This window comes from Kosakonia sp. ML.JS2a (assembly GCF_025642095.1).
Lineage (GTDB): Bacteria > Pseudomonadota > Gammaproteobacteria > Enterobacterales > Enterobacteriaceae.
In genome coordinates, this window is sequence record NZ_CP106754.1 from 3,162,217 (window position 1) to 3,188,132 (window position 25,916).

Below are 25,916 nucleotides of genomic sequence, written 5' to 3' on the forward strand. Positions count from 1 at the left end.
TATGCCTGTCTTTTTTCACCCGCCCATTACTGGGGATTCCTCAGCGCTGAAGCGGGTTTTGTTTTTTCGTCTGCTTATTTGAGATAGAGCGATGAATCAATCTCTTGTTTCTTTTCTTTTAAGAAAGAATCAAGAGAATCTACAGATGTTTTATAAATTGGAGCATTAGCCGGAATGTCTACTGTTTTTTTACTGATAACTAATGTAAACGAAGGTTGATACTCACTACGATACCTTACCGCTACTGTTAGTTCTAATTTGGCGGGGTTTTTTAAGCTCAGATTTTCAGCTGTAACTTTATCCTGGCCTTTATTTCCGCTGTTAATAAGGTCTGATAATTTACCCAATTTACCTTTCAAAGCATCCTTGTAATCACCAGCATTAGCCTGTTGGAGCAGCTCCTCATCCGGAAAAGCCTTATCATTGAAATTAAGCACTAACGAAACAATCTGATGCTCGTCATAGACTTCACCTAACTTTACAGCCCCACCGGCAACAGGGATGATATGTTCATTTTTGAAACGAAGCTCCCCAGAATTAATAAATGATGCCAGAATCAATGCGGCCCCAATAATCGTGCTTCCTGCAATTACCGATCTCATTATTTATCCCCAAAAAAGTTATTTGCAATAAAATTATATCGCATATATTCACTCTATTAATAAGGATATTTTCTTACCGACATGTTGGTATATCCTACCTCCGTGTTGACGTTCATCCAGTTTTGGGGAAGATTTTTTGAGGGCGTAAAAAACGGGAACCATCAGGCTCCCGTTCTTGTTTAACCCGCGAGGCTGATTACATATTCGCGATCATCGCGTCGCCAAACTCTGAGCATTTCAGCAGCTTAGCGCCTTCCATCAGACGTTCGAAATCGTAGGTCACGGTTTTGGCATTAATCGCGCCGCTCATGCCTTTGACGATCAGGTCAGCCGCTTCAGTCCAGCCCATGTGACGCAGCATCATTTCTGCGGACAGGATCACGGAACCCGGATTCACTTTGTCCTGGCCTGCATATTTCGGCGCTGTACCGTGGGTCGCTTCGAACAGTGCGCACTCGTCACCGATGTTCGCGCCCGGGGCGATACCAATACCGCCAACCTGCGCCGCCAGGGCGTCAGAAATGTAGTCACCGTTCAGGTTCATACAGGCGATAACGTCATACTCAGCCGGACGCAGCAGGATCTGTTGCAGGAACGCATCGGCAATCACATCTTTAATGATGATCTCTTTGCCGGTTTTCGGGTTTTTGATTTTCTGCCACGGACCGCCATCAATAAGCTCACCACCAAACTCTTCGCGCGCCAGCTGGTAACCCCAGTCTTTAAACGCACCTTCGGTGAACTTCATGATGTTGCCTTTGTGCACCAGCGTCACAGAGTCGCGATCGTTGGTGATAGCGTATTCAATCGCTGCACGCACCAGACGTTTGGTGCCTTCTTCGGAACACGGTTTAATACCAATACCGCAATGTTCCGGGAAGCGAATTTTCTTCACGCCCATCTCTTCACGCAGGAATTTGATCACTTTTTCCGCATCGGCAGAGTCCGCTTTCCACTCAATACCGGCGTAAATGTCTTCCGAGTTTTCACGGAAGATAACCATATCGGTCAGTTCAGGGTGTTTAACCGGGCTCGGCGTGCCCTGGTAGTAACGTACCGGACGCAGGCAGATGTAGAGATCCAGCTCCTGACGCAGTGCAACGTTCAGAGAACGGATACCACCGCCAACCGGCGTAGTCAGAGGGCCTTTGATGGCAACACGGTAATCACGAATCAGATCAAGTGTTTCAGGCGGCAGCCAGACATCCTGGCCGTAAACATGGGTAGATTTCTCACCGGTGTAAATTTCCATCCAGGAAATTTTACGCTCGCCCTTGTAGGCTTTTTCCACAGCGGCATCAACCACTTTCAGCATTGCCGGGGTCACGTCAACACCGATACCGTCGCCTTCAATGAACGGGATAATCGGGTTATTCGGAACGTTGAGCTTGCCATTTTGCAGGGTGATCTTGCTACCTTCCGCCGGAACAACTACTTTGCTTTCCATTCACCTCTCCTTCGAGCGCTTCTGGTTGTTTTGCTCGTTGACTTCAAGCCGGGGCGCTCAGACTGCGTCCGCTCACCGGTTACGTGAATCACACAGAGCAAACCGTTTTTTGTTAATGAATTGTAATGAGCCCATCAATACTAACCGATAGTTGGGTTCCATGAAAGGCAATCGTGATTCAGCTATAATGCGGCAATTGATAATCACTGAAAATACCATGAATAAAACTTCTTTTAGAAATCACCGGGTTGAGCGATTCAGCTCACGACAAGCCACCAGACCCGAACGGAAAAACCAGCCAAAACGTGTGATTTTATTCAATAAACCCTACGATGTTTTGCCGCAGTTCACTGACGAAGCCGGACGCAGCACGCTGAAAGATTTTATTCCCGTCGAGGGCGTTTACGCCGCCGGGCGGCTTGACCGCGACAGCGAAGGATTACTGGTGCTGACCAACGATGGCGCGTTACAGGCGCGCCTCACGCAACCTGGCAAACGCACCGGCAAGATCTATTATGTGCAGGTTGAAGGTGAACTAACCGAAGAGGCCATCACTGCGCTGCGTAATGGTGTTGACCTGAACGATGGTCCAACACTTCCCGCAGGTGTTGAACGGGTCGATGAACCAGACTGGTTGTGGCCGCGTAACCCGCCAATCCGTGAACGGAAGTCTATTCCTACCAGTTGGCTGAAAATCACCCTCTACGAAGGGCGTAATCGCCAGGTGCGGAGAATGACGGCGCACGTCGGGTTCCCTACTCTGCGGCTTATCCGTTACGCTATGGGGACTTACACGCTGGATAATCTCGCCAACGGTGAATGGCGGGATGCTTAACTTTTAAGGGAGTAATGATGCTGAAACCCCACGTAACCGTTGCCTGCGTCGTACACGCGCAGGGGAAATTTTTAGTGGTTGAAGAGACGATTCGCGGCAAATCCCTGTGGAACCAACCAGCAGGCCACCTGGAAGCCGACGAAACACTGGCGCAGGCCGCCGCCCGCGAACTGTGGGAAGAGACAGGCATTCGCGCCGAACCGCAGCACTTTCTCAGAATGCATCAGTGGATAGCGCGCGATCGCACGCCGTTCCTGCGTTTTTTGTTTGCTATCGAGCTTAACGAAATGTGCGCCACTGAACCCCACGACAGCGATATCGATCGCTGCCATTGGGTCACGGCGGAGGAGATCTTTACGGCGACAAACCTGCGCTCGCCGCTGGTTGCGGAAAGCATTCGCTGTTATCAGCACTGCCCGCGTTTGCCGCTGGAAACTATCGCAGCCTTTAACTGGCCGTTTACAGGGGATGCCTGAGTCGCCAGCCCGTGATAGAATACGCCGCCCTGAAGTTCTACGTCGTGAGTATTCTATGTCTGATAGCCCAAAAAAAGTGATCGTCGGTATGTCCGGCGGTGTCGACTCTTCCGTTTCCGCTTACCTGTTGCAACAACAGGGTTATAAGGTGGAAGGCCTGTTCATGAAGAACTGGGAAGAGGATGACGGCGAAGAATACTGCACCGCGGCGGCGGATCTGGCCGATGCGCAGGCCGTTTGCGACAAGCTCGGCATCGAGCTGCACACCGTCAATTTCGCCGCAGAATACTGGGACAACGTCTTCGAGCATTTCCTGGCCGAATACAAAGCCGGGCGTACGCCGAACCCCGATATTCTCTGCAACAAAGAGATCAAATTTAAAGCGTTCCTTGAGTTTGCCGCTGAAGATCTCGGCGCGGACTATATTGCCACCGGTCACTACGTGCGCCGCGCCGATGTGGACGGCAAAAGCCGCCTGTTGCGCGGTCTGGATGGCAACAAGGATCAGAGCTACTTCCTGTATACCCTGGGTCACGAGCAGATCGCACAAAGCCTGTTCCCGGTCGGCGAACTGGAAAAACCGCAAGTGCGTAAGATCGCCGAAGAACTGGGCCTGGCAACCGCGAAGAAAAAAGACTCTACCGGCATCTGCTTTATTGGCGAACGTAAATTCCGCGAATTCCTTGGCCGCTACCTGCCGGCGCAGCCCGGTAAAATCCTCACCGTCGACGGTGAAGAGATCGGCGAGCACCAGGGTCTGATGTACCATACTCTTGGTCAGCGTAAAGGCCTGGGTATCGGCGGGACCAAAGAGGGCAGCGAAGAGCCGTGGTATGTGGTCGATAAAGACGTGGAAAACAATATCCTGATTGTTGCGCAAGGCCATGAGCATCCTCGCCTGATGTCCGTGGGGCTTATCGCACAGCAACTGCACTGGGTGGATCGCGAACCACTTCAGGGCACACTGCGTTGCACAGTGAAAACCCGTTATCGTCAGGAAGATATTCCCTGTACCGTGACCGTGCTGGACGCCGATCGTATCGACGTGCGTTTTGACAATCCGGTTGCGGCCGTCACACCAGGTCAGTCCGCTGTTTTCTATAGCGGCGAAGTGTGCCTGGGCGGCGGTATTATTGAGCAGCGTCTGCCGCTGCCCCTGTAACACAGAGTAAGTAAAACCGGACTGGCGAAAGCCCGCGCAATGGTTGCGACGCGGGCCAAAAAAGGAGTGAGTGTGGCGAAGAACTATTACGACATTACCCTGGCGCTGGCTGGCATTTGCCAGTCTGCACGTCTGGTGCAACAACTGGCGCACCAGGGGCATTGTGACAGCGACGCACTGCATGTCTCGCTGAACAGCGTGATTGATCTGAACCCGGACTCCACGCTTAGCGTCTTTGGCGGCAGCGAAACCAATCTGCGCACCGGGCTGGAAACCCTGCTTGGCGTACTGAATGCCAGCAGCCGCCAGGGTCTCAATGCCGAACTGACCCGCTATACCTTAAGTATGATGGTGCTGGAGCGTAAACTTGCCGGTAATAAACAGGCAATGGATACGCTCGGTAATCGCATCGCCAGTTTGCAACGCCAGCTTGAGCACTTCGATCTGCAATCAGACACGCTGCTCAGCGCCATGGCGGCAATTTATGTTGATGTCATCAGCCCACTGGGACCGCGTATTCAGGTCACCGGTTCACCCGCGGTGCTGCAAAGCCCGCAGGTTCAGGCAAAAGTCCGCGCCACGCTGCTGGCCGGGATCCGCGCTGCGGTGCTCTGGCACCAGGTCGGCGGCGGTCGCCTGCAATTGATGTTGTCCCGAAATCGCCTGTCGACCCAGGCCAAAAACATTCTCGCTCATTGTTAACCTCCCGGAGTTGTGACTTATGGAATTATCCTCACTGACCGCCGTTTCCCCTGTCGATGGACGCTACGGCGATAAAGTCAGCGCGCTGCGCGGGATCTTCAGCGAATACGGTTTGCTGAAATTTCGTGTCCAGGTAGAAGTGCGCTGGCTGCAAAAACTGGCGGCACACGCGGCGATCAAGGAAGTTCCTGCTTTTGCTGACCACGCAAACGGTTTCCTCGATAAAATCGTCAGCGACTTCAGTGAAGAAGACGCGCTTCGCATTAAAACCATCGAGCGCACCACTAACCATGATGTCAAAGCGGTCGAATATTTTCTGAAAGAAAAAGTGGCGGAGCTCCCTGAGCTGCATGCGGTTTCCGAATTTATCCACTTCGCCTGCACCTCAGAAGATATCAATAACCTCTCGCACGCCCTGATGCTGAAAACCGCCCGTGATGAGGTGATCCTGCCCTACTGGCGCCAGCTTATCGATGCGGTAAAAGCGCTGGCGGTGCAGTATCGCGATATCCCGCTGCTCTCGCGCACCCACGGTCAGCCCGCCACGCCGTCGACCATTGGTAAAGAGATGGCGAACGTCGCTTACCGTATGGAACGCCAGTTCCGTCAGTTAAACCAGGTGGAAATCCTCGGCAAAATCAACGGCGCAGTGGGCAACTATAACGCCCATATCGCGGCTTACCCGGAAGTGGACTGGCACCAGTTCAGCGAAGAGTTTGTCACTTCCCTGGGGATCCAGTGGAACCCGTACACCACGCAGATCGAACCGCACGACTATATTGCCGAGCTGTTTGACTGCATGGCGCGTTTCAACACCATCCTGATCGATTTTGACCGTGATATCTGGGGTTACGTTGCGCTGAACCACTTCAAGCAAAAAACCATTGCAGGTGAAATTGGTTCTTCCACCATGCCGCACAAGGTCAACCCGATCGATTTTGAAAACTCCGAAGGCAACCTTGGCCTTTCTAACGCGGTATTGCAGCATCTGGCCAGCAAACTGCCGGTGTCCCGCTGGCAGCGCGATCTGACCGACTCCACCGTGCTGCGTAACCTCGGCGTGGGCGTGGGTTATGCGCTGATTGCCTACCAGTCAACGCTGAAAGGCGTGAGCAAACTGGAAGTGAACCGCGATCGTCTGCTGGACGAACTGGATCACAACTGGGAAGTGCTGGCGGAGCCGATCCAGACCGTGATGCGCCGCTACGGCATTGAGAAGCCTTACGAAAAACTTAAAGAACTGACCCGCGGTAAACGCGTTGACGCGGAAGGCATGAAGCAGTTTATCGACAGTCTTGCCCTGCCGGAAGACGAAAAAACCCGCCTGAAAGCGATGACCCCGGCCAACTATATTGGTCGCGCCATCACCATGGTCGACGAGCTGAAATAATCGACCGCAGGCCGTTCACCCTCTTTTCCCCGGAAAAGAGGGCTTCTTATTTCTACGGTTTAATAAATGTTTATCCCTCCTGCACCACAATCAGCGTTAGACTGAATTCATCAAATAATTAAGGAGAGTTCTGACGATGCGCATACTGGTTGTGGAGGACAATGCCCTGCTGCGTCACCATTTAAAGGTGCAGCTACAGGAGCTGGGACATCAGGTGGATGCGGCGGAAGATGCCAGGGAAGCCGATTACTTTCTTAATGAACACATTCCCGATATCGCCATTGTCGATCTCGGTTTACCGGACGAAGATGGGCTGTCGTTGATCCGTCGCTGGCGCAACCATGACGTCACCCTGCCCGTTCTGGTGCTGACCGCCCGTGAAGGCTGGCAGGATAAAGTTGAAGTGTTAAGCGCAGGCGCGGATGACTACGTGACCAAACCGTTCCACATCGAAGAAGTGGTCGCCCGCATTCAGGCGCTGATGCGCCGCAACAGCGGTCTCGCGTCGCAGTTGATCTCTATGCCACCGTTTCAGGTGGACCTTTCCCGTCGCGAATTGTCGATTAACGACGATGTGATAAAACTCACAGCGTTCGAATACACCATCATGGAAACGCTGATCCGCAACAGCGGTAAAGTGGTAAGCAAAGATTCATTAATGCTCCAGCTCTACCCCGATGCAGAGTTACGCGAGAGCCATACTATTGATGTGCTGATGGGGCGTTTACGCAAAAAAATCCAGACACAGTATCCGGAAGATGTGATCACCACGGTGCGCGGTCAGGGCTATCTCTTCGAATTGCCTAAATGAGGCGCGTGTTGCGACATCTCCTGCCGCTTTCCCTGCGGGTCCGTTTTTTACTTGCCACCGCAGCGGTGGTGATGGTGCTCTCCCTCGCGTATGGCATGGTGGCGCTGGTGGGTTACAGCGTCAGCTTCGATAAAACCACCTTCCGTCTGCTGCGTGGAGAGAGCAACCTGTTCTATACGCTGGCAAAATGGGAAAACAATCGGCTCAGCATTGATATCCCGGAAAATCTCAATCTGCAAAGCCCGACCATGGCGCTGATCTACGACCAGAACGGCAAACTTATCTGGTCCCAGCGTGATGTACCCTGGCTGGAAAACAGTATCGAACCTGACTGGCTGCGAACAAATGGCTTTCATGAAATTGAGGCGGATATTGATGCCAGCAGCACACTGGTGGATGACGACCATTCCATTGCTGAAGAGTTGAAAGAGATCCGCGAAGACGATAGCAGTTCTGAGATGACGCACTCTGTCGCGGTCAATATCTACCCGGCCACCAACCGTATGCCGCAATTAACCATTGTGGTGATCGATACCATTCCGATTGAGCTGAAACGCTCTTATATGGTGTGGAGCTGGTTTGTCTATGTGCTGGCCGCTAACCTGTTACTGGTGGTTCCGCTGTTGTGGCTGGCGGCGTGGTGGAGTTTACGCCCCATTGAAGCGCTGGCTCGTGAAGTCCGCGAACTGGAAGAGCATCACCGCGAACAGCTTAATCCGGAGACCACCCGCGAGCTGACCAGCCTGGTGCGCAATCTTAACCGCCTGCTGAAAAGCGAGCGCGATCGTTATGACAAGTACCGCACCACGCTCACCGATCTCACTCACAGCCTGAAAACGCCGCTGGCGGTATTGCAGAGCACGTTACGATCGTTACGCAGCGAGAAGATGAGCGTCTCCGATGCCGAACCGGTGATGCTGGAGCAGATCAGCCGTATCTCGCAGCAGATTGGTTACTACCTGCATCGCGCCACGATGCGCGGCAGTAGCGGCCTGCTCAGCCGGGAGCTGCATCCCGTTGCGCCGCTGCTCGACAGCCTGACCTCGGCGCTCAACAAGGTTTACCAGCGCAAAGGCGTCAATATTACCCTCGATATCTCGCCGGAAATCAGTTTTGTTGGCGAGAAAAATGACTTTATGGAAGTGATGGGCAATCTGCTGGATAACGCCTGCAAATATTGCCTTGAATTTGTTGAGATTTCAGCCCAACAAACAGACGACACGCTGCATATTATCGTTGAAGATGATGGTCCCGGCATTCCCGCCGCCAAGCGCGAAGTGGTCTTTGATCGCGGGCAACGCGCCGATACGCTGCGCCCGGGCCAGGGCGTCGGGCTTTCCGTTGCGCGGGAGATTGTCGACCAGTATGAAGGGCAGATAATCACCGCAGAGAGTTTACTGGGCGGCGCAAAAATGGAAGTGATCTTTGGCCGACAACAGACGGCGATCGCTGGCGACTGAACGCTATCGGCATTACTATAATCCTTTATTCAGCCACTGATAATTTGCCGGAAACGCATATGGACTATCACGTAGAAATAGACTGGCCAGACTTTATTCAACGCTACTGGCAAAAACGCCCGGTAGTGCTGAAACGTGGGATTAAGAATTTCATCGATCCCATCAGCCCGGACGAGCTGGCGGGGCTGGCAATGGAAAATGAGGTGGACAGCCGTCTGGTCAGCCATCTCGACGGTAAATGGCAGGTGGGCCACGGTCCTTTCGAAAGCTATGATCACCTGGGCGAAAGCAACTGGTCGCTGTTAGTGCAGGCCGTCAACCACTGGCATCAACCTGCTGCCGCGCTGATGCGCCCGTTCCGCGTGCTACCGGACTGGCGTACCGATGATCTGATGATCTCCTTCTCGGTGCCCGGCGGCGGCGTAGGGCCACATCTCGATCAGTACGACGTGTTTATTATTCAGGGTACCGGTCGCCGTCGCTGGCGCGTAGGCGAAAAAACGCCGATGAAACAGCACTGCCCACACCCTGACTTACTGCAGGTCGATCCGTTTGAGGCACTCATTGATGAAGAGCTGGAACCGGGCGATATTCTGTATATCCCGCCGGGATTCCCGCATGAAGGCTATTCGCTGGAGAACTCGCTGAACTACTCCGTGGGTTTCCGTGCCCCCAGCGGCCGTGAATTGATCAGCGGGTTTGCGGACTATGTTCTGCAACGCGAACTGGGCGGCCAGCGTTATAGCGATCCGGATGTTCCGCAGCGCGCCCACCCGGCGGATATTCTGCCGGAAGAGCTGGATAAGCTGCGCGATATGATGCTGGGACTGATCAACCAGCCGGAGCAGTTTAAGGAGTGGATGGGCGAATTTATTTCCCAGTCCCGACATGAGCTGGATATCGCGCCGCCGGAGCCCCCCTATCAGCCGGATGAAATTTACGATGCGCTGAAACAGGGTGACAAACTGGTGCGTCTTGGCGGTTTACGCGTGCTGCGTATTGGTGAGGATGTGTTCGCCAACGGCGAACGGATCAACTCGCCGCACCGCCCGGCGCTTGAAGCGCTGGCAAGTCATATCGTATTGCAGGGTGAGATGTTCGGCGATGCGCTGGACGATCCCTCGTTCCTCGCGATGCTCGCCGCGCTGGTCAACAGCGGTTACTGGTTCTTCGAAGATTAATACCTGACTGTCAGCTTATCCGGCCTGCGATATCTCTCGTGCAGGCCGGATAAAGCATTTATGCCGATCCGGCAACGCAGACTACTCCCCTTTCGCCGTCAGTTCGGCAATCCGCACAATCACCTGTACGGCTTTTTCCATGCCTTCGAGCGTCACAAACTCGTGCTTGCCGTGGTAGTTATAACCGCCGGTAAACAGGTTCGGGCAGGGTAACCCCATAAAGGAGAGCTGCGCACCGTCGGTACCGCCGCGGATCGGTTTCAGATCCGGTTCAATATCGCAGTCGCGCATAGCCTGCCGGGCGATTTCGAGAATATGCGGATGCTCAACCACTTTCTCGCGCATATTGTAGTAGCTGTCTTCAATCACCAGTTCGATATAACAATCCGGGTGCAGCCCTTTACCCACTTTTTTGGCAATCTCCATCATCTTACGTTTACGTGTTTCGAACATCTTGCGGTCGAAATCACGGATGATGTAGTGCATGTCGGCGCGTTCAACGGTGCCTTTAATACTGGTGAGATGATAGAAGCCTTCATAGCCCTCGGTATTTTCCGGGCTCTCCTCTTCCGGCACCAGCGCATGAATACGGCTGGCCAGCGTCAGCGCGTTAACCATTACCCCTTTCGCCGTCCCGGGGTGGACGTTATTGCCGACGATTTTAATGTTCACCGACGCAGCGTTAAAGTTTTCAAACTCCAACTCGCCAACACCGCCGCCATCAACGGTATAGGCCCATTTTGCGCCGAAGCCTTCCACATCGAAATGTTTAGCGCCCTTACCCACTTCCTCATCAGGGGTAAACGCCACGCAAATATCGCCGTGGGGAATGTTTTTCTTCTTCAACACCGCCAGCGCCGTCATGATCTCCGCCACACCGGCTTTATCATCCGCGCCAAGCAATGTTTTGCCATCCGTGGTGATCAGCGTCTGCCCAAGTAACTGGTGCAGCACCGGGAACATCACCGGCGACAGGATCTCATCGCCAATTCCCAGTGCGATATCGCCACCGCGATAGTTTTCAAGGATTTGCGGATTCACATTCTTGCCGCTGCAATCCGGCGAGGTATCCACATGGGAAATAAAGCCAATCGCGGGCACGGGCGTTTGCACATTCGACGGCAACACGGCCATCACCGTGCCTTTATCGCTTAATGTGACATTTTTCAGCCCCATTTCCGTCAGTTGGTTCTGAAGTAAACGCAGGAGTTTCCACTGCCCGTCAGTGCTGGGCACCTGCCGGACGCCGGGCTTTGATTGAGTATCCAGAGAAACGTACTGCAAAAAACGCTCTAATAATTTGTCCATGAAGCCACCCCCACAAAATGTCACAACATTATCAATAAGCGTGAAAAGACAAATATTGCGTCAGGTCACTTTTACCCCGTAAACGAGAATATTTTCAAAATTACGGCCCACGTAATTAACCGTAGCCCGGAAATTCCCCCTCCGTTCGACGAAAATACGACAACGATTGGCGATTTCACTGCTTTGCCGTAGAATGCCAGCCCTTAAATCGTGCACAACCCAAAGGTGGTTAACCACAAACCCCGCATCCGATAAGCCTTTCGATGCGTCGACATGGGACAGAGTCAAAAATTGAACACACAACCGCGTTCGCGTTCACCGCTTGTGCAGCTTGCGGGTATTCGCAAAAGCTTTGATGGCAAAAATGTCATTTCCGATTTTAACCTCACCATCAATAACGGCGAATTTCTGACGCTGCTGGGTCCTTCCGGCTGCGGTAAAACGACCGTTCTGCGCCTGATCGCCGGGCTGGAAAGTGTCGATGTCGGCCATATCCACCTCGATGCTGAAGATATCACTCACGTTGCAGCGGAACACCGCCACGTCAATACCGTTTTTCAGAGCTACGCGCTCTTCCCCCATATGACGGTGTTCGACAACGTAGCCTTTGGTCTGCGGATGCAAAAAACCCCGGCTCAGGAGATAACCCCACGCGTGATGGATGCGTTGCGGATGGTGCAACTGGACACCTTTGCCCAGCGTAAACCGCATCAACTCTCCGGCGGGCAACAGCAGCGTGTCGCCATCGCCCGCGCGGTGGTCAATAAACCGCGTTTGCTGTTGTTAGATGAATCGCTCTCCGCGCTGGATTACAAACTGCGTAAGCAGATGCAAAACGAACTGAAAGCGCTGCAACGTAAGCTGGGTATTACCTTTGTTTTTGTCACCCACGATCAGGAAGAAGCCCTGACCATGTCAGACCGCATTGTGGTGATGCGTGAAGGCCGCATTGAGCAGGATGGTACGCCCCGTGAAATCTATGAAGAACCGAAGAACCTGTTTGTCGCCAGCTTTATCGGCGAAATCAATATCTTCAGCGCCACGGTGATTGAGCGTGTCGATGCACACCGCGTGCGCGCCAGCGTCGAAGGCCGCGAATGCCATATTCACGTTAACTTCCCGGTGGAACAAGGCCAGCCGTTAAACGTACTGCTGCGCCCGGAAGATTTGCGTGTCGAAGAGATCCACGACGTGGGCGACGCAGAAGGTCTGATCGGCTACGTTCGTGAGCGCAACTACAAAGGGATGACGCTGGAATCCATGGTTGAGCTGGAAAACGGCAAGATGGTGATGGTCAGTGAGTTCTTTAATGAAGACGATCCGGATGTTGACCACTCGCTGGACCAGAAAATGGCCATAAACTGGGTAGAAAGCTGGGAGGTCGTACTGGCTGATGAAGAGTACCAGTAAATTCCAGAATGGGGTGATCGCCACTATCGTCGGTTGGCTTGTGCTGTTTGTTTTCCTGCCAAATGTGATGATCATCGCCACCAGCTTTCTGACCCGCGACGATGCCCATTTCGTCCAATGGGTTTTTACGCTGGATAACTATACGCGTCTGCTCGATCCGCTCTATTTCGACGTGCTGCTGCACTCCCTGAACATGGCGGCGATCGCCACGCTGTCCTGCCTGGTATTGGGCTACCCTTTTGCCTGGTTCCTGGCGAAACTGCCCGCGAAGGTGCGCCCGCTGCTGCTGTTTCTGCTGATTGTTCCCTTCTGGACCAACTCACTTATCCGTATTTACGGGCTGAAGATTTTCCTCAGCACCAAGGGATATCTCAACGCCTTCCTGCTGTGGCTGGGTGTCATTGATGAGCCGCTGCGCATTATGTTTACCCCGGTCGCGGTGATTATCGGTCTGGTCTACATTCTGCTGCCGTTTATGGTGATGCCACTCTACTCCAGCATCGAGAAGCTCGATAAACCGCTGCTGGAAGCGGCAAAAGATCTCGGGGCCGGTAAACTGCAAACCTTCATTCGCATTATTATCCCGCTGACGATGCCGGGGATCATTGCCGGTTGCCTGCTGGTGATGCTGCCGGCCATGGGGCTGTTCTATGTTGCGGATCTGATGGGCGGGGCGAAAAATTTGCTGGTCGGTAACGTGATTAAAAGCCAGTTCCTCAATATTCGTGACTGGCCATTCGGCTCCGCCACCAGCATCACGCTGACCGTGGTGATGGGGCTGATGTTGCTGGTGTACTGGCGTGCTGCGCGATTGCTGAACAAAAAAGCAACGGATTTAGGCGAGTAACGTTGACTGTCATTGGATGAACCATGATGCTGGCATGCGCTTTACTTCGCGGTAAATGGCATGCCATTCAAGGCACTATCCGTGACTTGTTGCCATTAAACTGCGGTGTCAGTAAAGTTTTTGCTCAATATTGTCACCCGCATCAACGACCCGCCAAATCTTCCAGTTTCCATTTTCCTTACGGGTCCAGACCTGCAGATGCGCATGTTCGCTATTCTGCTGCCCAAGCCAGACATCCAGTTTCATACTTTGCCCATCCAAAGACGCCGGAGAAACTTTTATAGTTTTCTCCCACTCGGGGAACGCATCCTGCGCGTAGGTAAAATAATCGGCCATCAGTAACTCTTGCTCCGGCATCGTATAAATTTCATCCATACGCTTAAGTAACGTCGCCGATACCCATTTATTCATTTGTTCCATTTTGATGATGTTATCTGGCGAAACATCGTGATTAATTTCGTGCAGATAAAATGTGTAGAACGCCGTGACATTTTTCTGAATATCGGTCTCTGTTGTGGCGCTGGCAAAAGGGAGATAAGCCGCCAACAGCAATGAAATGAGCAATCGCATCCGTTTTTCCTGTCAATCACATAAGAGGGGTGGAGTCTTCGATAGCAACGGTACGCGTTGTCCGAAACAGGTAAAGTTCGTCGTTTATGCGGGAGTTTTTCCCGATCGCAAAACAAATTGTTGTAAAATGCGCGGCCTCAAGCAACTGTCAACGACCAGGCAGTTTTGGTGAAATGGTTTGGAGAAGATAAAAAAGTGATAATTTTCAAATCACTAGAATCGAACAATTGGCTTAAGAAAAAGGTGGAATGCGCATGATTGGTCGACTGCTGCGCGGCGGTTTTATGACCGCTATTTACGCGTATCTGTATATTCCGATCATCATTCTGATCGTCAACTCGTTTAATCAGTCGCGCTTTGGCATTAACTGGCAGGGGTTCTCCACCGAGTGGTATCGCCTGTTGATGAACAACGACAGTCTGCTGCAAGCCGCGCAACACTCGCTGACGATGGCCGTACTCTCCGCCACCTTTGCCACCCTGATTGGCTCGCTGACAGCCGTTGCGCTCTATCGCTACCGTTTTCGCGGTAAACCGTTTGTCAGCGGTATGCTGTTTGTGGTGATGATGTCGCCGGATATCGTCATGGCCATTTCGCTACTGGTGCTGTTTATGCTGCTGGGCATTCAGCTCGGGTTCTGGTCATTGCTGTTTTCGCATATCACCTTCTGCCTGCCATTTGTGGTGGTGACCGTCTTCTCGCGCCTGAAAGGCTTTGATGTACGCATGCTGGAAGCCGCCAAAGATCTGGGTGCCAGCGAAGTCACTATTCTGCGCAAAATCATCCTGCCGCTGGCGATGCCTGCCGTCGCGGCTGGCTGGCTGCTGAGCTTTACCCTGTCGATGGACGATGTTGTGGTCTCGTCCTTCGTGACCGGTCCGGGCTATGAAATTTTGCCCTTAAAAATCTATTCCATGGTCAAGGTGGGCGTGTCGCCGGAAGTCAACGCGCTGGCCACCATTCTGTTAGTGCTGTCGCTGGTGCTGGTGATTGCCAGCCAGCTGATTGCTCGTGATAAAACCAAAACTCAGGGGACGTAAGATAATGAAAAAATGGTCACGCCACCTGCTGGCAGCGGGAGCTCTCGCCATCGGCATGAGCGCCGCGCATGCGGACGACAACAAAACGCTCTATTTCTACAACTGGACCGAGTATGTGCCGCCCGGCCTGCTGGAGCAGTTCACCAAAGAGACCGGCATCAAGGTTATCTATTCGACATATGAATCGAATGAAACCATGTACGCCAAGCTCAAAACCTACAAAGAAGGCGCATACGACCTGGTCGTGCCGTCCACCTACTTCGTGGATAAGATGCGCAAAGAGGGCATGATCCAGAAGATCGACAAAACGAAGCTGACCCACTTCAATAACCTCGATCCGCAGATGCTCAACAAACCGTTTGACCCCAATAACGACTACTCCATCCCTTATATCTGGGGCGCCACCGCGATTGGTGTAAATAGCGAGGCTATCGATCCGAAAACCGTGACCCGCTGGGCCGATCTGTGGAAACCGGAATACAAGGGCAGCCTGCTGCTGACGGATGACGCCCGCGAAGTGTTCCAGATGGCGCTGCGCAAACTGGGTTACTCCGGCAACACCACCGATCCCAAAGAGATTGAAGCGGCCTATAACGAGCTGAAAAAACTGATGCCAAACGTCGCGGCGTTTAACTCGGATAACCCCGCCAACCCCTATATGGAAGGCGAAGTGAATTTGGGCATGGTGTGGAACGGTTCGGCGTATGTGGCGCGTCAGGCGGGGACGCAACTGGATGTCGTCTGGCCTCAGGAAGGGGGGATTTTCTGGATGGATAGCCTGGCGATCCCGGCAAATGCGAAAAACGTCGAAGGGGCGCTGAAGCTTATTAACTTCCTGCTGCGCCCGGAGATCGCCAAACAAGTGGCGGAAACCATCGGCTACCCAACGCCAAACCTGGCCGCGCGTAAGCTGCTGAAACCGGAAGTGGCGAACGATAAGTCCCTCTACCCGGATGCAGAAACCCTCAGTAAGGGCGAGTGGCAAAATGATGTCGGCAGTGCCAGCGCCCTTTACGAAGAGTATTACCAGAAGTTAAAAGCCGGGCGTTGAGTCCGTATCCAATAGCGCTGACGCTTATCCGGCCTGTGGGATCCCAGGCCGGATAAGGCGCGGCCCTAACGTTTTAACGTCAGTCTTAACCCTGGCTGCGCATTTTCCGCCGCCAGTTGCCAGCCATGCGCCAGCGCAATCTCGTGGCAAATCGCCAGCCCTAACCCTGCCCCGCTATCCCGCCGGTGCGCACCGCGCCAGAAACGTGAAAACAGCAATGGCAACGCGTCCTGCGTCACGCCCGGCCCATAATCCCGCACCGTGATACACCCGGCAGTGATTTCTGTACGCACATCCGACTCGGCGGGAGCATGCTGAATGGCATTCTCCATCAGGTTTTTGAGCAAGGTAAACAAGGCGCCACGGTCGGCATGCCACACCACAGCCTCATCGCTCACGACAAGCGACAGGCTGACATGCGCCTCTTCCGCAATCGGCTGTAAAAATTGCAGGCTATCCCGGGTCACTTCCGCCACATCAAGCGGAACAAAATGGTAGCTCAGCGGCTCACTGGCTTCGGCGAGCAGCAGAAGTTGCTGAACCTGGCGCGCCAGATGTTCCACCTGCATCAGCAGCGGTTCACGCACACCGGCGCGGTCATCCATCAACTCCAGTTCTGCCCTTAATAACGTCAGCGGCGTTTTTAACTCATGGGCGGCTTTCGCCAGAAAATCCTGCTGACTGCGATACCCCTTCTCCAGCCGCGCCAGCGCCTGGTTAAAGCTGTCGATAAGCGGGAGGATCTCCCCCGGCATGCCCTGGATTTGCAGGCGGGCATCCAGCGATCGCGGGGAGATCATTGCCGCGTCAGCAGATGCCTGGCGCAAAGGTCGGAGGGAATATTTCAGCGTGATCCACGCGCAAAAACCAAACACCACCAGCAGCACAAGGCTGAAAAGCTCAATGCCAAAGCGGATAAACGGCAGTGCAAACCCGCGGTGCAGGAAATCGATAATCCGCGAGCTGGCCGTCATCTGAATAAACCCGCGTCGGCCCTGGTGGCTATACTGCGCGGTCACGCCATCATACACCACGCCATTACGCGTAAAGCTAAAGCTCCCTTCCTGCGGCGCGGTAATGCGCGCTATCGGCGGCCAGGCTTGCGCCCCCGGCGACATCAGCACGACCCGACCTTTCTCGTCGAGGATCCGGTACGCAACATCCTCAGACAGACTCTGATAAATCCACAGCGTGTACTGATCGCCCTGCGTGAACCCGATCGGATCCCCGTGTTGGTCAAACTGCAATGCCCTCGCCAGCGCTTGCGTATAGTCCGTCAGATCCATTCCCGGCAGGCGCTCTTTGACCACCATGCCGGTCAGTATCAGCAGACCAATGCTCAATAGCGCACCGGCAATAAACGCCAGTAAAATCTTCAGCGCCAGACTATTCAGCCAGCGCTTTTTCACGGATGGCATAGCCCAGCCCTCTGAGGTTGACAATCTGTAAGTGGGAGCCAATTGCATGCAGCTTGCGCCGGAGTCGGTGTAAGGCGACATCCAGCGCATTTGGCGTAACCGTATCACTTAGCCCCCACCCTGCCGCTTCCATCCGGTTGCGCCGCACTACACCGCCCTGTTTACGCACCAGCGCCAGCATGATCTGCAACTCGGCAGGCGCCAGCGCGATACTCTGCTGCCCACACTGCATGACACCAGACTCTGGCAATAAGGTAATGTCTCCCCATGCCGGGTGCAGCGACTGATGCTCCACAGGACGACGCAACAACGCGCGCACGCGAGCCACCAGTTCCTCCATCGCAAAGGGTTTGGCGAGATAATCATCCGCCCCGGCTTCCAGCCCTTCAACGCGGTCGTGCAGGGCATCGCGGGCAGTGAGGATCAGGCAGGGAACCGCAATCTGCGCCTGGCGCAAACGTTGTAATAGCTGTAGACCGTCGCCATCAGGCAGCCCCCGGTCGAGCACCATGCCCTGGTAGGAAACCTGACGGATAGCCGCCCAGGCCGTATCGGCGCGGCTGACGAGATCGGCGGCGATACCGGCCGACGCCAGCCCTTTGGCAATCAGCCGAGCCAGATGCTCGTGATCTTCAATTAACAATATTCGGCTCATCAGAACGCGTACATGTAGCTCATAAAGAGGCGGTTTTCATTGGTCCTGTCCACCAGCGGGCTGTCCTTAATGTCCGACGCCAGCAGCGTCGCTTGTACATCCACCATGAAAATATGGTGTTCGTTAAATTGCCAACGGCCATTGAGGCCAATCTCGGTGTTCAGCGCAGCGCGTCCTTGCCAGGCAGGCCGCCATGCACGCGCCTCATCATCCCGTACGCCGTAGTAGTAATCCACGTAGTGGCTGTCATAGCGGTTGGCGACAATACGCGGCGTCAGCGTAAACCCTTCGCCGAACTGCCAGCCTCGCTCCGCACCCAGGCGTAAGCGCTGCCCTTTACTGTTGCCGGAAAGGTCATGCGTCCAGTCAGCGAACACATTGGCCAGCGGGTTCTGCCATTCCACGCCCGCGCCGCCCCAAAACCCACCTTTGCGTTTAGCCATCCCGTGCAGAATGGCGGCATCATCAGCCGCGTAACCTGCGCCATCATAGCGGACGATTAGACCGGTTGTTAGCCGCTGAGTTTCACTGAACGGTAGCGCGGGTAATTTGAGCTCCGCAGAGAGTCCTGCAAAGCGAAAGTGGTCGTTTTCATAGTGTAAAACGGGGAGCGGCGTGTATTCGCGATCAATACCGGTATAGGGCTTTTGCGTACTCACCACGCCAACACCCAAACCGAACTGGCTGGCGTCGTCAGCCGCAGCATTAAAGGACACAGACAGCAAACCCGTAAGAATAATGTGACGTGATACAACAGCCATGATAACGCTCCCGTTGGCAATGAAAGGGCATTATCAGCAGCGTTTGCTTACGGGGAACTTACTGGTGGAATAAATGCCGGATAAGGCAAAGCCGCTATCCGGCAAGGGGGTTACAACACGGTTTTCGCCGTGTCGACAATGTTTTCTACACTGAAGCCATACATCGCGAATAACTGCTCAGCCGGCGCCGACTCACCAAAGGTGGTCATGCCCACTACCGCGCCGTTCAGGCCCACGTATTTGTACCAGAAGTCCGCAATACCGGCTTCAATCGCCACACGTGCAGACACCGCTTTCGGCAGAACGGATTCACGGTACGCCGCATCCTGTTTGTCGAACGCGTCGGTGGACGGCATGGAGACCACGCGCGCCTTCACGCCTTCAGCAGTCAGTTTTTCCCACGCCGACACCGCCAGCTCCACTTCAGAGCCGGTGGCAATCAGGATCAGCTGCGGCTGACCGGCGCAATCCTTCAGCACGTACGCACCGCGGGCAATATCCGCCAGCTGTTGCGCCGTACGCTCCTGCTGCGCCAGGTTCTGACGGGAGAGGATCAGCGCCGTCGGGCCGTCGGCACGTTCCACGCCGTATTTCCACGCCACCGCGGATTCCACCTGGTCACACGGACGCCAGGTGCTGACGTTCGGGGTCAGACGCAGGGAAGCCACCTGCTCCACCGGCTGGTGCGTCGGGCCGTCTTCGCCCAGACCGATGGAGTCGTGGGTGTAGACCAGCACCTGACGCTGTTTCATCAGCGCCGCCATACGCACCGCGTTACGGGCATATTCGACGAACATCAGGAAGGTGGAGGTGTACGGCAGGAAACCGCCGTGCAGGGTGATGCCGTTGGCAATCGCGGTCATACCGAACTCGCGCACACCGTAATGGATGTAGTTGCCGGCAGTGTCTTCGTTGATGGCTTTCGAACCGGACCACAGGGTCAGGTTGCTTGGCGCCAGGTCAGCGGAGCCGCCAAGTAATTCAGGCAGCAGCGGACCAAAGGCTTCGATGGCATTCTGCGACGCTTTACGGCTGGCGATTTTCGCCGGACTGGCCTGCAGTTTCTCCACAAAAGCCTGCGCTCTGGCGTCGAAGTCAGACGGCAGCTCGCCTTTCATACGGCGGGTGAACTCAGCCGCTTCCTGCGGGAAGGCACTGGCGTAGGCCGCAAATTTGTCGTTCCACGCGGCTTCCTTCGCCTGACCGGCTTCTTTCGCATCCCACTGCGCATAGATGTCAGACGGGATTTCAAAGGCCGGGTGTTTCCAGCCCAGCGCTTCGCGGGTCAGGGCGATTTCCGCATCCCCCAGCGGCGCGCCGTGGGAATCATGGGTACCGGCTTTGTTCGGCGAACCGAAACCGATGATGGTTTTGCACATCAGCAGCGACGGTTTGTCCGTCACGCTGCGCGCTTCTTCCACTGCGCGTCTGATGGCGTCTGCATTGTGACCGTCCACCCCGCGCACCACGTGCCAGCCGTAGGCTTCAAAGCGTTTTGCGGTGTCGTCGGTGAACCAGCCCTCAACGTGACCGTCGATGGAGATGCCGTTGTCATCATAGAACGCCACCAGTTTGCCCAGTTTCAGGGTACCGGCCAGCGAGCAGGCTTCATGGGAAATGCCTTCCATCATGCAGCCGTCGCCCATAAAGGCGTAAGTGAAGTGGTCAACAATGTCGTGACCCGGGCGGTTGAACTGCGCCGCGAGGGTTTTCTCGGCAATCGCCATGCCCACGGCGTTGGCAATACCCTGCCCCAGCGGGCCGGTGGTGGTTTCCACACCGGCGGTGTAGCCCACTTCCGGGTGACCCGGCGTTCTGGAGTGCAGCTGACGGAAGTTCTGCAGCTCGGACATCGGCAGGTCGTAACCGGTGAGGTGCAGCAGGCTGTAAATCAGCATCGAGCCGTGGCCGTTGGACAGCACAAAGCGGTCGCGGTCAGCCCAGGCCGGATTCGTCGGGCTATGGTTCAGAAAATCACGCCACAGGACTTCGGCAATGTCAGCCATCCCCATCGGGGCTCCCGGGTGACCGGATTTGGCTTTCTGTACCGCGTCCATCGAGAGCGCTCGCAGGGCATTGGCGCAAATGCGCCGTTGTAGGTTTGCTGTGTTCATCTTTTTTCCTTGCGGCGGTTCAGAGCATCTGGCGGATCATCTCTTCCAGCTTCAACTGGTCAGCCGCAAACAAGCGGATCCCTTCGGCCAGTTTTTCAACCGCCATCGCATCCTGATGATGCTGCCAGAGAAACTCTGACTGGGTCATTGGACTGGGGCGGGTTTCGCTGACACAACCCGGATGAAGCTGCCGGGTCAGCGGCGCGTCACACGCTGCCAGCGCATCCAGCAGTGCAGGAGAGATAGTCAGACGGTCGCAGCCCGCTAATGCCTGAATCTGTTCTATCCGCCGGAAACTGGCGCCCATCACCACGGTGTCGTAGCCGTGGGCTTTATAATACTGGTAGATATCGCGTACCGATTTCACCCCTGCATCGCTCGCGGCGTGGTACGGCGCGTGCGGGGCGTTTTTCTGATACCAGTCGTAAATACGTCCCACAAACGGTGAAATCAGGAACACCCCGGCTTCTGCGCAAGCCCGTGCCTGGGCGAAGGAGAACAGCAGCGTCAGGTTGCAGTTAATGCCACTTTGCTCCAGCTCTTCAGCCGCGCGGATCCCCTCCCAGGTTGCCGCCAGCTTGATCAGGATACGCGATGGCGCGATCCCGTTTTCCTGGTACAACTGAATCAGTTTACGTGCACGGGTGACACACATCCCGCGATCCCAGGCAAAACGGGCGTCCACCTCGGTGGAAATACGCCCCGGCACATGGCGCAGCACTTCCGTGCCGATATCCACAGCGACTTGATCACAGGCATTGATCAACTGCGTTTCGGCACTGCCGCCCTGACGGCGTGCTTTGCCCACCGCATCGGCAATCAGCGCCTGGTACTGCGGCAGTTGCGCGGCTTTCAGCACCAGTGACGGGTTGGTGGTGGCATCCTGCGGGGCAAATTTTTTAATCGAATCAATATCGCCGGTATCCGCAACAACGACGGTCATCTCTTTTAACGCGCTTAATTGGTTCATCACAGGCTCCGTTAATCTCTGGCATGCTGATTCTGGTAATAGTCAATGCGCTCCACTTTTGCCGCAGAACCGCCCCCTTCGTACTCCGACTCCAGCCACGCCTGGATGATTTTTTTCCCAAGCTCTGCACCAATCACCCGCGCGCCCAAGGTGATGATTTGCGCATTATTGCTTTTACGCGCACGCTCGGCGGAGAAAGTGTCGTGGCACTGCGCCGCGCGCACGCCTGGCACTTTATTCGCCACAATGCTCATACCAATGCCGGTGCCGCAAATTAAAATGCCGCGATCGTGCTCTCCCTGTTTAATGGCCATCGCCACTTCATGGGCAACGTCAGGATAATAATTCGCGTCGGTTCGTTTATCGCTGCTGTAATCAACGACAGTGATACCCTGCTCTGCCAGATAATTGACGATAGCATCGCGAAACGCATAGGCCGCATCATCCGCACCAATGGCGATTGTTTTCATAACAGTGTCCTCAAATTATTCACGGTAAATACAAATCTGGTCCCCGGGGAGAATCGTCTCTGGCGTCGGTCCACAGAGGTGGACCGTGCCGGGTAATTCGGCGTCAATCGCGCCATCAAAATTAAGGGTAATATGTCCAAGCTGTTTTAAATTTGCCGTTGCCACACTGCCAACGGCAGTAATACGATAAATAACAGAATTAAGGGTAACTTTCTGGCCGGGTAATAATACTGCGTTAAATTTACCCGGCCGGTGTATTGCACAATATTCTGCAATATCCGTCGGCACCGGTTCCGCAAAGAGAATTAATTTATGTTGCTGTAAATACTCTGCGACAAAATCACCGACCTGCGTGACCTCCAGTTGGTACAACGGCAATGACATTTATTTATTTCCTTTACTACTGACCTGCGACGAGAGCGGCAATGACGTCTCTTCAGCGGGTTTGATCACCTCCACCGCTGGCGCGCGCGCTTTCAATCGCTTATCAAACCAGGCCACCAGCACCGGAGCAGTCAGCATGGTGATGATACTGGCGGTCGCCAGTTGCGCCGTCGCAGCATCCACATAGACCGCCAGCGACGGGTCCGCCTGTGCCACCATCGCCGGGGTCAATGCCGAGCTGGCCGCCGTGGTGCCCAGCGCAGCGCCAAGCGCCGTTTTCTTCTTCAGGAACAGGTTATAAAGGAAGTAGAAAATAATGCCGGTACAGGCAGAGATAAGGCCGAGCACAATGCCCGATAACCCGGCGGTAAACACTGTGTTGATGCTGGAGTTCGCGCCGATGGCAAACGACATAATAATGATGATCAGCGGCTGGGCAGAGGCGCAAAGCTGTTTGAATCGCTCATCAAGGTTGCCCCACAGCATGCCGATTAACAGCGGGATCAACATCGACAACAGTGCGGCAAAAGGAATATTGGCCAGCCCGCTAACGCCAAGCACCATCATGGTGACAAAGGGACCGTCTTTCACGCAGAACACCGAAATCGCCCCGGCGTCGCTGGCATCGCCGTAATTACTGCACAGCGCAATATAGAGAGAGCTATTCGAACTGGTCAGGCAGGCGACAAACGCCAGTGTAGAGATGCCGAGAAATCCGACCGGGCCAAACATCGATCCGACCAGCCAGACCGCCAGCGCCCCGGCCACACATTTAAGCAGCAGCAACACCGCCCCTTTGTACAAGGGTAGCCCGGCCTGGCGAATATTAATCGACGTTCCACATATCAGCAGAAATATGCCCATCATGGCGCTGGAACCCACTTTAAATAACGCCGTAGTCGGGCCGCCGATGCTTAATACCTGAGGGGCAAATGTATTCAGCAAAATAGCCGCCACCAGGGGGATAATAATCAGCCCACCTGGCACCTTATTCATTTTATCAAAAATATTAATATTCATAGGGTGTAACTCGCATACAGGATACAAGAGTGAATATTCACGACGCACTGCCCGAACGTTGTTCGCGTCGCATATTGTTATATTTGTTATTGCAGTGATTCTTTATAAATATGTTCAACAATGGTGCTGATAATATCTTCCGGCCCGGTTAAACCACCTTTGCCCACGCAAACCAGCCCCGCATACTCCCCACCGATAATACGCACCATATCGGTTTGTGGAATAACATAGTCGATCATCTCAATGCCGGTAGCGCCCAATTCTTTCAGGACATTCACCATCGTATCGCCGCCGGTCATATAGATGCCTTTGATCTCCTCCGGCGCACAATTGAGGATCTCTTTGACGATGCTGCCAAGACCCTTATTGATGTTTTCCGCCGCCTGACCGTGGTCAAGATTAAAACGTTGCTCCTCTTCCCGTAGATCCAGCAACCTGCCTGTTAACGCTGACTCAAAAACGAACAAGGCATTTTTATGCGTGGTGACGCACTGGTGCGCCTGGCGCACAATGCGGCTGATTTCGATGTCGGCGGCGTTTTGCCGATCGACAAGCAGTTCCGCGTCCACCGGGATATGGCATACGCGATCGTCATGCGCAATTAAGTGCCCGAGTTGCTTTTTCGTCACCGGCGTTGCGCTTCCGGCCACAATCACCACCGAACCGCGCTGCGCACTGCGGGGCAGCGACGGCTGCGTCAGTCGTTTGTCTTCGCGCATTAGCCCACGATGCACTGCCAGTCGCTCAGTAAACGGACCCGGGTCGACAGCCAGCACATTCCAGTTCAGCGTGACCACGGCGCGGGCAATCGCATCCACATCATCCAGCGTAATGGCATCTACCACGATCACTCGCACGCCTTCCTGCTGCCGTGCCTGCAATTGCTGCTGGATTTGTGCGTCTCCCTGCATCACCTGCGCCAGAGCAATATGGCCGACATGGTGCTGCGTTTGATTAGCCAGCAAACCCGGCACCCAGGACTCGGTCACTGGCGTGCGGACATCGCGCGCCACATCGGTACAGGAGAGCGCCACCGAATCAATCACCGAATATCCGCCGACCAGAATGCGCCGGGACTGCGGCATGGCGGGAACCACAACGGCCACCGTTTCCTGCGGCAGTAGCGCCAGCATGGCGTCAATCTCATAGCCAATACCACCGCGCAACGTGGTATCGATGCGTTTGGTAAAGTAGTGCGCGCCGCGCGATTTAAGCTGTTGTACCGCGGCGCTGACGCGCTGCTGGGCTTCGGCTTTCGGTAACGGACGGCTGTCGCTGCTGACCACCATCGCCGGGTAATCCACTTCGTTGCGGGCGAACGACTCGGTGTCGAAAAATGCCGCCGTTTTCAGCCCACTGCGCGCCAGCAGCACACCGACGGTGGTTGCACCGGTCAAATCGTCGGCGACGATCCCCAGTTTTCCCCCCTCTCCTGCCGGGTAGACCCGTTCAATGCACGCTGGCGTCACGCCGGAGACATAGATCTCTTCGTGGATATACTCAGCCAGCGGGCCGCTCTTGCCGGTGTGGTGCAGGTTAATGGTCGGAATACCGCGTTTCGGGTACAGCCCGCAGCGCAGCGTGCCGCCGCAGTCGATCACCATCACGCCGATCTCATTTTCCGCCGGTTCGCCATGTTTGAAGACATCCACCGACGGCCAGCCCGTGAGTTCGCACAGCCGGTCAACAACAGGGGAGCGAATGCCCCCGGTGATATAGGCGATTTTTTTCGGCTGGGCGAGCGAAATTTTCAGCGGACCGCCCCAGCCTTTACTGCCTTTGCTAATTAACAGATAGTTTTCCATTCTCTGTCCCCAGGTCATGCTCAGCGT

General features: G+C 54.7%; 25 protein-coding genes. 12 read left to right on the plus strand and 13 right to left on the minus strand.

Translation table 11 applies throughout. The annotated features are described in order from the left end of the window. Positions 1-74: 74 nt before the first annotated feature. Together N7922_RS15055 and icd are read right to left on the minus strand one after the other, a co-directional pair. Positions 75-602 (minus strand): hypothetical protein, encoded by a 528-nt coding sequence (locus N7922_RS15055; RefSeq protein WP_263097083.1) that lies wholly within the window; start codon positions 600-602, stop codon positions 75-77. A gap of 196 nt (positions 603-798) precedes the next feature. After that, positions 799-2,049, minus strand: a complete 1,251-nt coding sequence (icd, locus tag N7922_RS15060) for an NADP-dependent isocitrate dehydrogenase (protein ID WP_263097084.1) — start codon at positions 2,047-2,049, stop codon at positions 799-801. Between the two features lie 187 nt (positions 2,050-2,236). Between icd and rluE the strand changes: the two genes are divergently transcribed. The 8 genes from rluE to N7922_RS15100 all read left to right on the plus strand — a co-directional run bounded on the left by rluE (position 2,237) and on the right by N7922_RS15100 (position 10,066). Then, on the plus strand, positions 2,237-2,884 hold the full coding sequence (gene rluE / locus N7922_RS15065; protein WP_263097085.1) for a 23S rRNA pseudouridine(2457) synthase RluE: 648 nt from the start codon (positions 2,237-2,239) through the stop codon (positions 2,882-2,884). Between the two features lie 17 nt (positions 2,885-2,901). After that, on the plus strand, positions 2,902-3,360 hold the full coding sequence (locus tag N7922_RS15070) for an NUDIX domain-containing protein (protein WP_263100922.1): 459 nt from the start codon (positions 2,902-2,904) through the stop codon (positions 3,358-3,360). A 55-nt stretch (positions 3,361-3,415) separates the two neighbouring features. Beyond that, complete coding sequence (gene mnmA / locus N7922_RS15075) at positions 3,416-4,522, plus strand: tRNA 2-thiouridine(34) synthase MnmA (protein WP_263097086.1); 1,107 nt, start codon at positions 3,416-3,418, stop codon at positions 4,520-4,522. Positions 4,523-4,594: 72 nt separating this feature from the next. Then, positions 4,595-5,224, plus strand: coding sequence for a high frequency lysogenization protein HflD (hflD, locus tag N7922_RS15080; RefSeq protein ID WP_263097087.1), 630 nt, complete (start codon positions 4,595-4,597; stop codon positions 5,222-5,224). A 19-nt stretch (positions 5,225-5,243) separates the two neighbouring features. After that, positions 5,244-6,614 carry an adenylosuccinate lyase gene (purB, locus tag N7922_RS15085; protein WP_263097088.1) on the plus strand — a complete coding sequence of 457 codons (1,371 nt, stop codon included), beginning with the start codon at positions 5,244-5,246 and terminating at the stop codon, positions 6,612-6,614. Between the two features lie 136 nt (positions 6,615-6,750). Then, positions 6,751-7,425: a two-component system response regulator PhoP gene (phoP, locus tag N7922_RS15090; protein WP_263097089.1), complete on the plus strand. Its 675-nt coding sequence runs from the start codon at positions 6,751-6,753 to the stop codon at positions 7,423-7,425. Next, positions 7,422-8,885 (plus strand): two-component system sensor histidine kinase PhoQ, encoded by a 1,464-nt coding sequence (gene phoQ / locus N7922_RS15095; RefSeq protein ID WP_263097090.1) that lies wholly within the window; start codon positions 7,422-7,424, stop codon positions 8,883-8,885. The genes phoP and phoQ overlap by 4 nt, the downstream gene beginning before the upstream one ends. Before the next feature lie 59 nt (positions 8,886-8,944). After that, positions 8,945-10,066: a cupin domain-containing protein gene (locus N7922_RS15100; protein ID WP_263097091.1), complete on the plus strand. Its 1,122-nt coding sequence runs from the start codon at positions 8,945-8,947 to the stop codon at positions 10,064-10,066. An 81-nt stretch (positions 10,067-10,147) separates the two neighbouring features. Here N7922_RS15100 and pepT read toward each other — a convergent pair whose 3' ends face one another. Beyond that, positions 10,148-11,374: a peptidase T gene (gene pepT, locus N7922_RS15105; protein WP_263097092.1), complete on the minus strand. Its 1,227-nt coding sequence runs from the start codon at positions 11,372-11,374 to the stop codon at positions 10,148-10,150. A 273-nt stretch (positions 11,375-11,647) separates the two neighbouring features. On the opposite strand from pepT, the gene potA reads away from it, so the two are divergent. Next, positions 11,648-12,784: a spermidine/putrescine ABC transporter ATP-binding protein PotA gene (gene potA, locus N7922_RS15110; RefSeq protein ID WP_263097093.1), complete on the plus strand. Its 1,137-nt coding sequence runs from the start codon at positions 11,648-11,650 to the stop codon at positions 12,782-12,784. After that, positions 12,768-13,631, plus strand: coding sequence for a spermidine/putrescine ABC transporter permease PotB (potB, locus tag N7922_RS15115; RefSeq protein WP_061494912.1), 864 nt, complete (start codon positions 12,768-12,770; stop codon positions 13,629-13,631). The genes potA and potB overlap by 17 nt, the downstream gene beginning before the upstream one ends. A 108-nt stretch (positions 13,632-13,739) precedes the next feature. On the opposite strand, the gene N7922_RS15120 is transcribed toward potB, so the two are convergent. Continuing rightward, positions 13,740-14,201: a DUF3828 domain-containing protein gene (locus N7922_RS15120; protein ID WP_061494910.1), complete on the minus strand. Its 462-nt coding sequence runs from the start codon at positions 14,199-14,201 to the stop codon at positions 13,740-13,742. Positions 14,202-14,455: 254 nt separating this feature from the next. On the opposite strand from N7922_RS15120, the gene potC reads away from it, so the two are divergent. Together potC and potD are read left to right on the plus strand one after the other, a co-directional pair. Further along, positions 14,456-15,241: a spermidine/putrescine ABC transporter permease PotC gene (gene potC / locus N7922_RS15125; protein ID WP_061494907.1), complete on the plus strand. Its 786-nt coding sequence runs from the start codon at positions 14,456-14,458 to the stop codon at positions 15,239-15,241. A gap of 4 nt (positions 15,242-15,245) precedes the next feature. Beyond that, positions 15,246-16,292: a spermidine/putrescine ABC transporter substrate-binding protein PotD gene (potD, locus tag N7922_RS15130; protein WP_263097094.1), complete on the plus strand. Its 1,047-nt coding sequence runs from the start codon at positions 15,246-15,248 to the stop codon at positions 16,290-16,292. Positions 16,293-16,357: 65 nt separating this feature from the next. Here potD and N7922_RS15135 read toward each other — a convergent pair whose 3' ends face one another. The 9 genes from N7922_RS15135 to N7922_RS15175 form a co-directional block, all read right to left on the minus strand. After that, positions 16,358-17,710 carry a HAMP domain-containing histidine kinase gene (locus N7922_RS15135; protein ID WP_263097095.1) on the minus strand — a complete coding sequence of 451 codons (1,353 nt, stop codon included), beginning with the start codon at positions 17,708-17,710 and terminating at the stop codon, positions 16,358-16,360. Next, a complete protein-coding gene (locus N7922_RS15140) occupies positions 17,679-18,365 on the minus strand; it encodes a response regulator transcription factor (protein ID WP_263097096.1) in 687 nt (228 codons plus the stop codon). The genes N7922_RS15135 and N7922_RS15140 overlap by 32 nt, the downstream gene beginning before the upstream one ends. Next, a complete protein-coding gene (locus tag N7922_RS15145; RefSeq protein WP_088236489.1) occupies positions 18,365-19,126 on the minus strand; it encodes a MipA/OmpV family protein in 762 nt (253 codons plus the stop codon). The genes N7922_RS15140 and N7922_RS15145 overlap by 1 nt, the downstream gene beginning before the upstream one ends. A 110-nt stretch (positions 19,127-19,236) precedes the next feature. Beyond that, positions 19,237-21,240: a transketolase gene (gene tkt / locus N7922_RS15150; RefSeq protein WP_263097097.1), complete on the minus strand. Its 2,004-nt coding sequence runs from the start codon at positions 21,238-21,240 to the stop codon at positions 19,237-19,239. 19 nt (positions 21,241-21,259) lie between these two features. Next, positions 21,260-22,210 (minus strand): transaldolase, encoded by a 951-nt coding sequence (gene tal / locus N7922_RS15155; protein WP_263097098.1) that lies wholly within the window; start codon positions 22,208-22,210, stop codon positions 21,260-21,262. An 11-nt stretch (positions 22,211-22,221) separates the two neighbouring features. After that, positions 22,222-22,680 carry a ribose 5-phosphate isomerase B gene (gene rpiB, locus N7922_RS15160; protein WP_088236504.1) on the minus strand — a complete coding sequence of 153 codons (459 nt, stop codon included), beginning with the start codon at positions 22,678-22,680 and terminating at the stop codon, positions 22,222-22,224. A 15-nt stretch (positions 22,681-22,695) separates the two neighbouring features. Continuing rightward, positions 22,696-23,064, minus strand: a complete 369-nt coding sequence (locus N7922_RS15165) for a PTS glucitol/sorbitol transporter subunit IIA (protein WP_088236505.1) — start codon at positions 23,062-23,064, stop codon at positions 22,696-22,698. Continuing rightward, positions 23,065-24,084 carry a 2-keto-3-deoxygluconate permease gene (locus N7922_RS15170; protein ID WP_088236506.1) on the minus strand — a complete coding sequence of 340 codons (1,020 nt, stop codon included), beginning with the start codon at positions 24,082-24,084 and terminating at the stop codon, positions 23,065-23,067. It lies immediately after the preceding gene. An 86-nt stretch (positions 24,085-24,170) separates the two neighbouring features. After that, complete coding sequence (locus tag N7922_RS15175) at positions 24,171-25,889, minus strand: four-carbon acid sugar kinase family protein (protein WP_263097100.1); 1,719 nt, start codon at positions 25,887-25,889, stop codon at positions 24,171-24,173. Positions 25,890-25,916 lie beyond the last annotated feature (27 nt).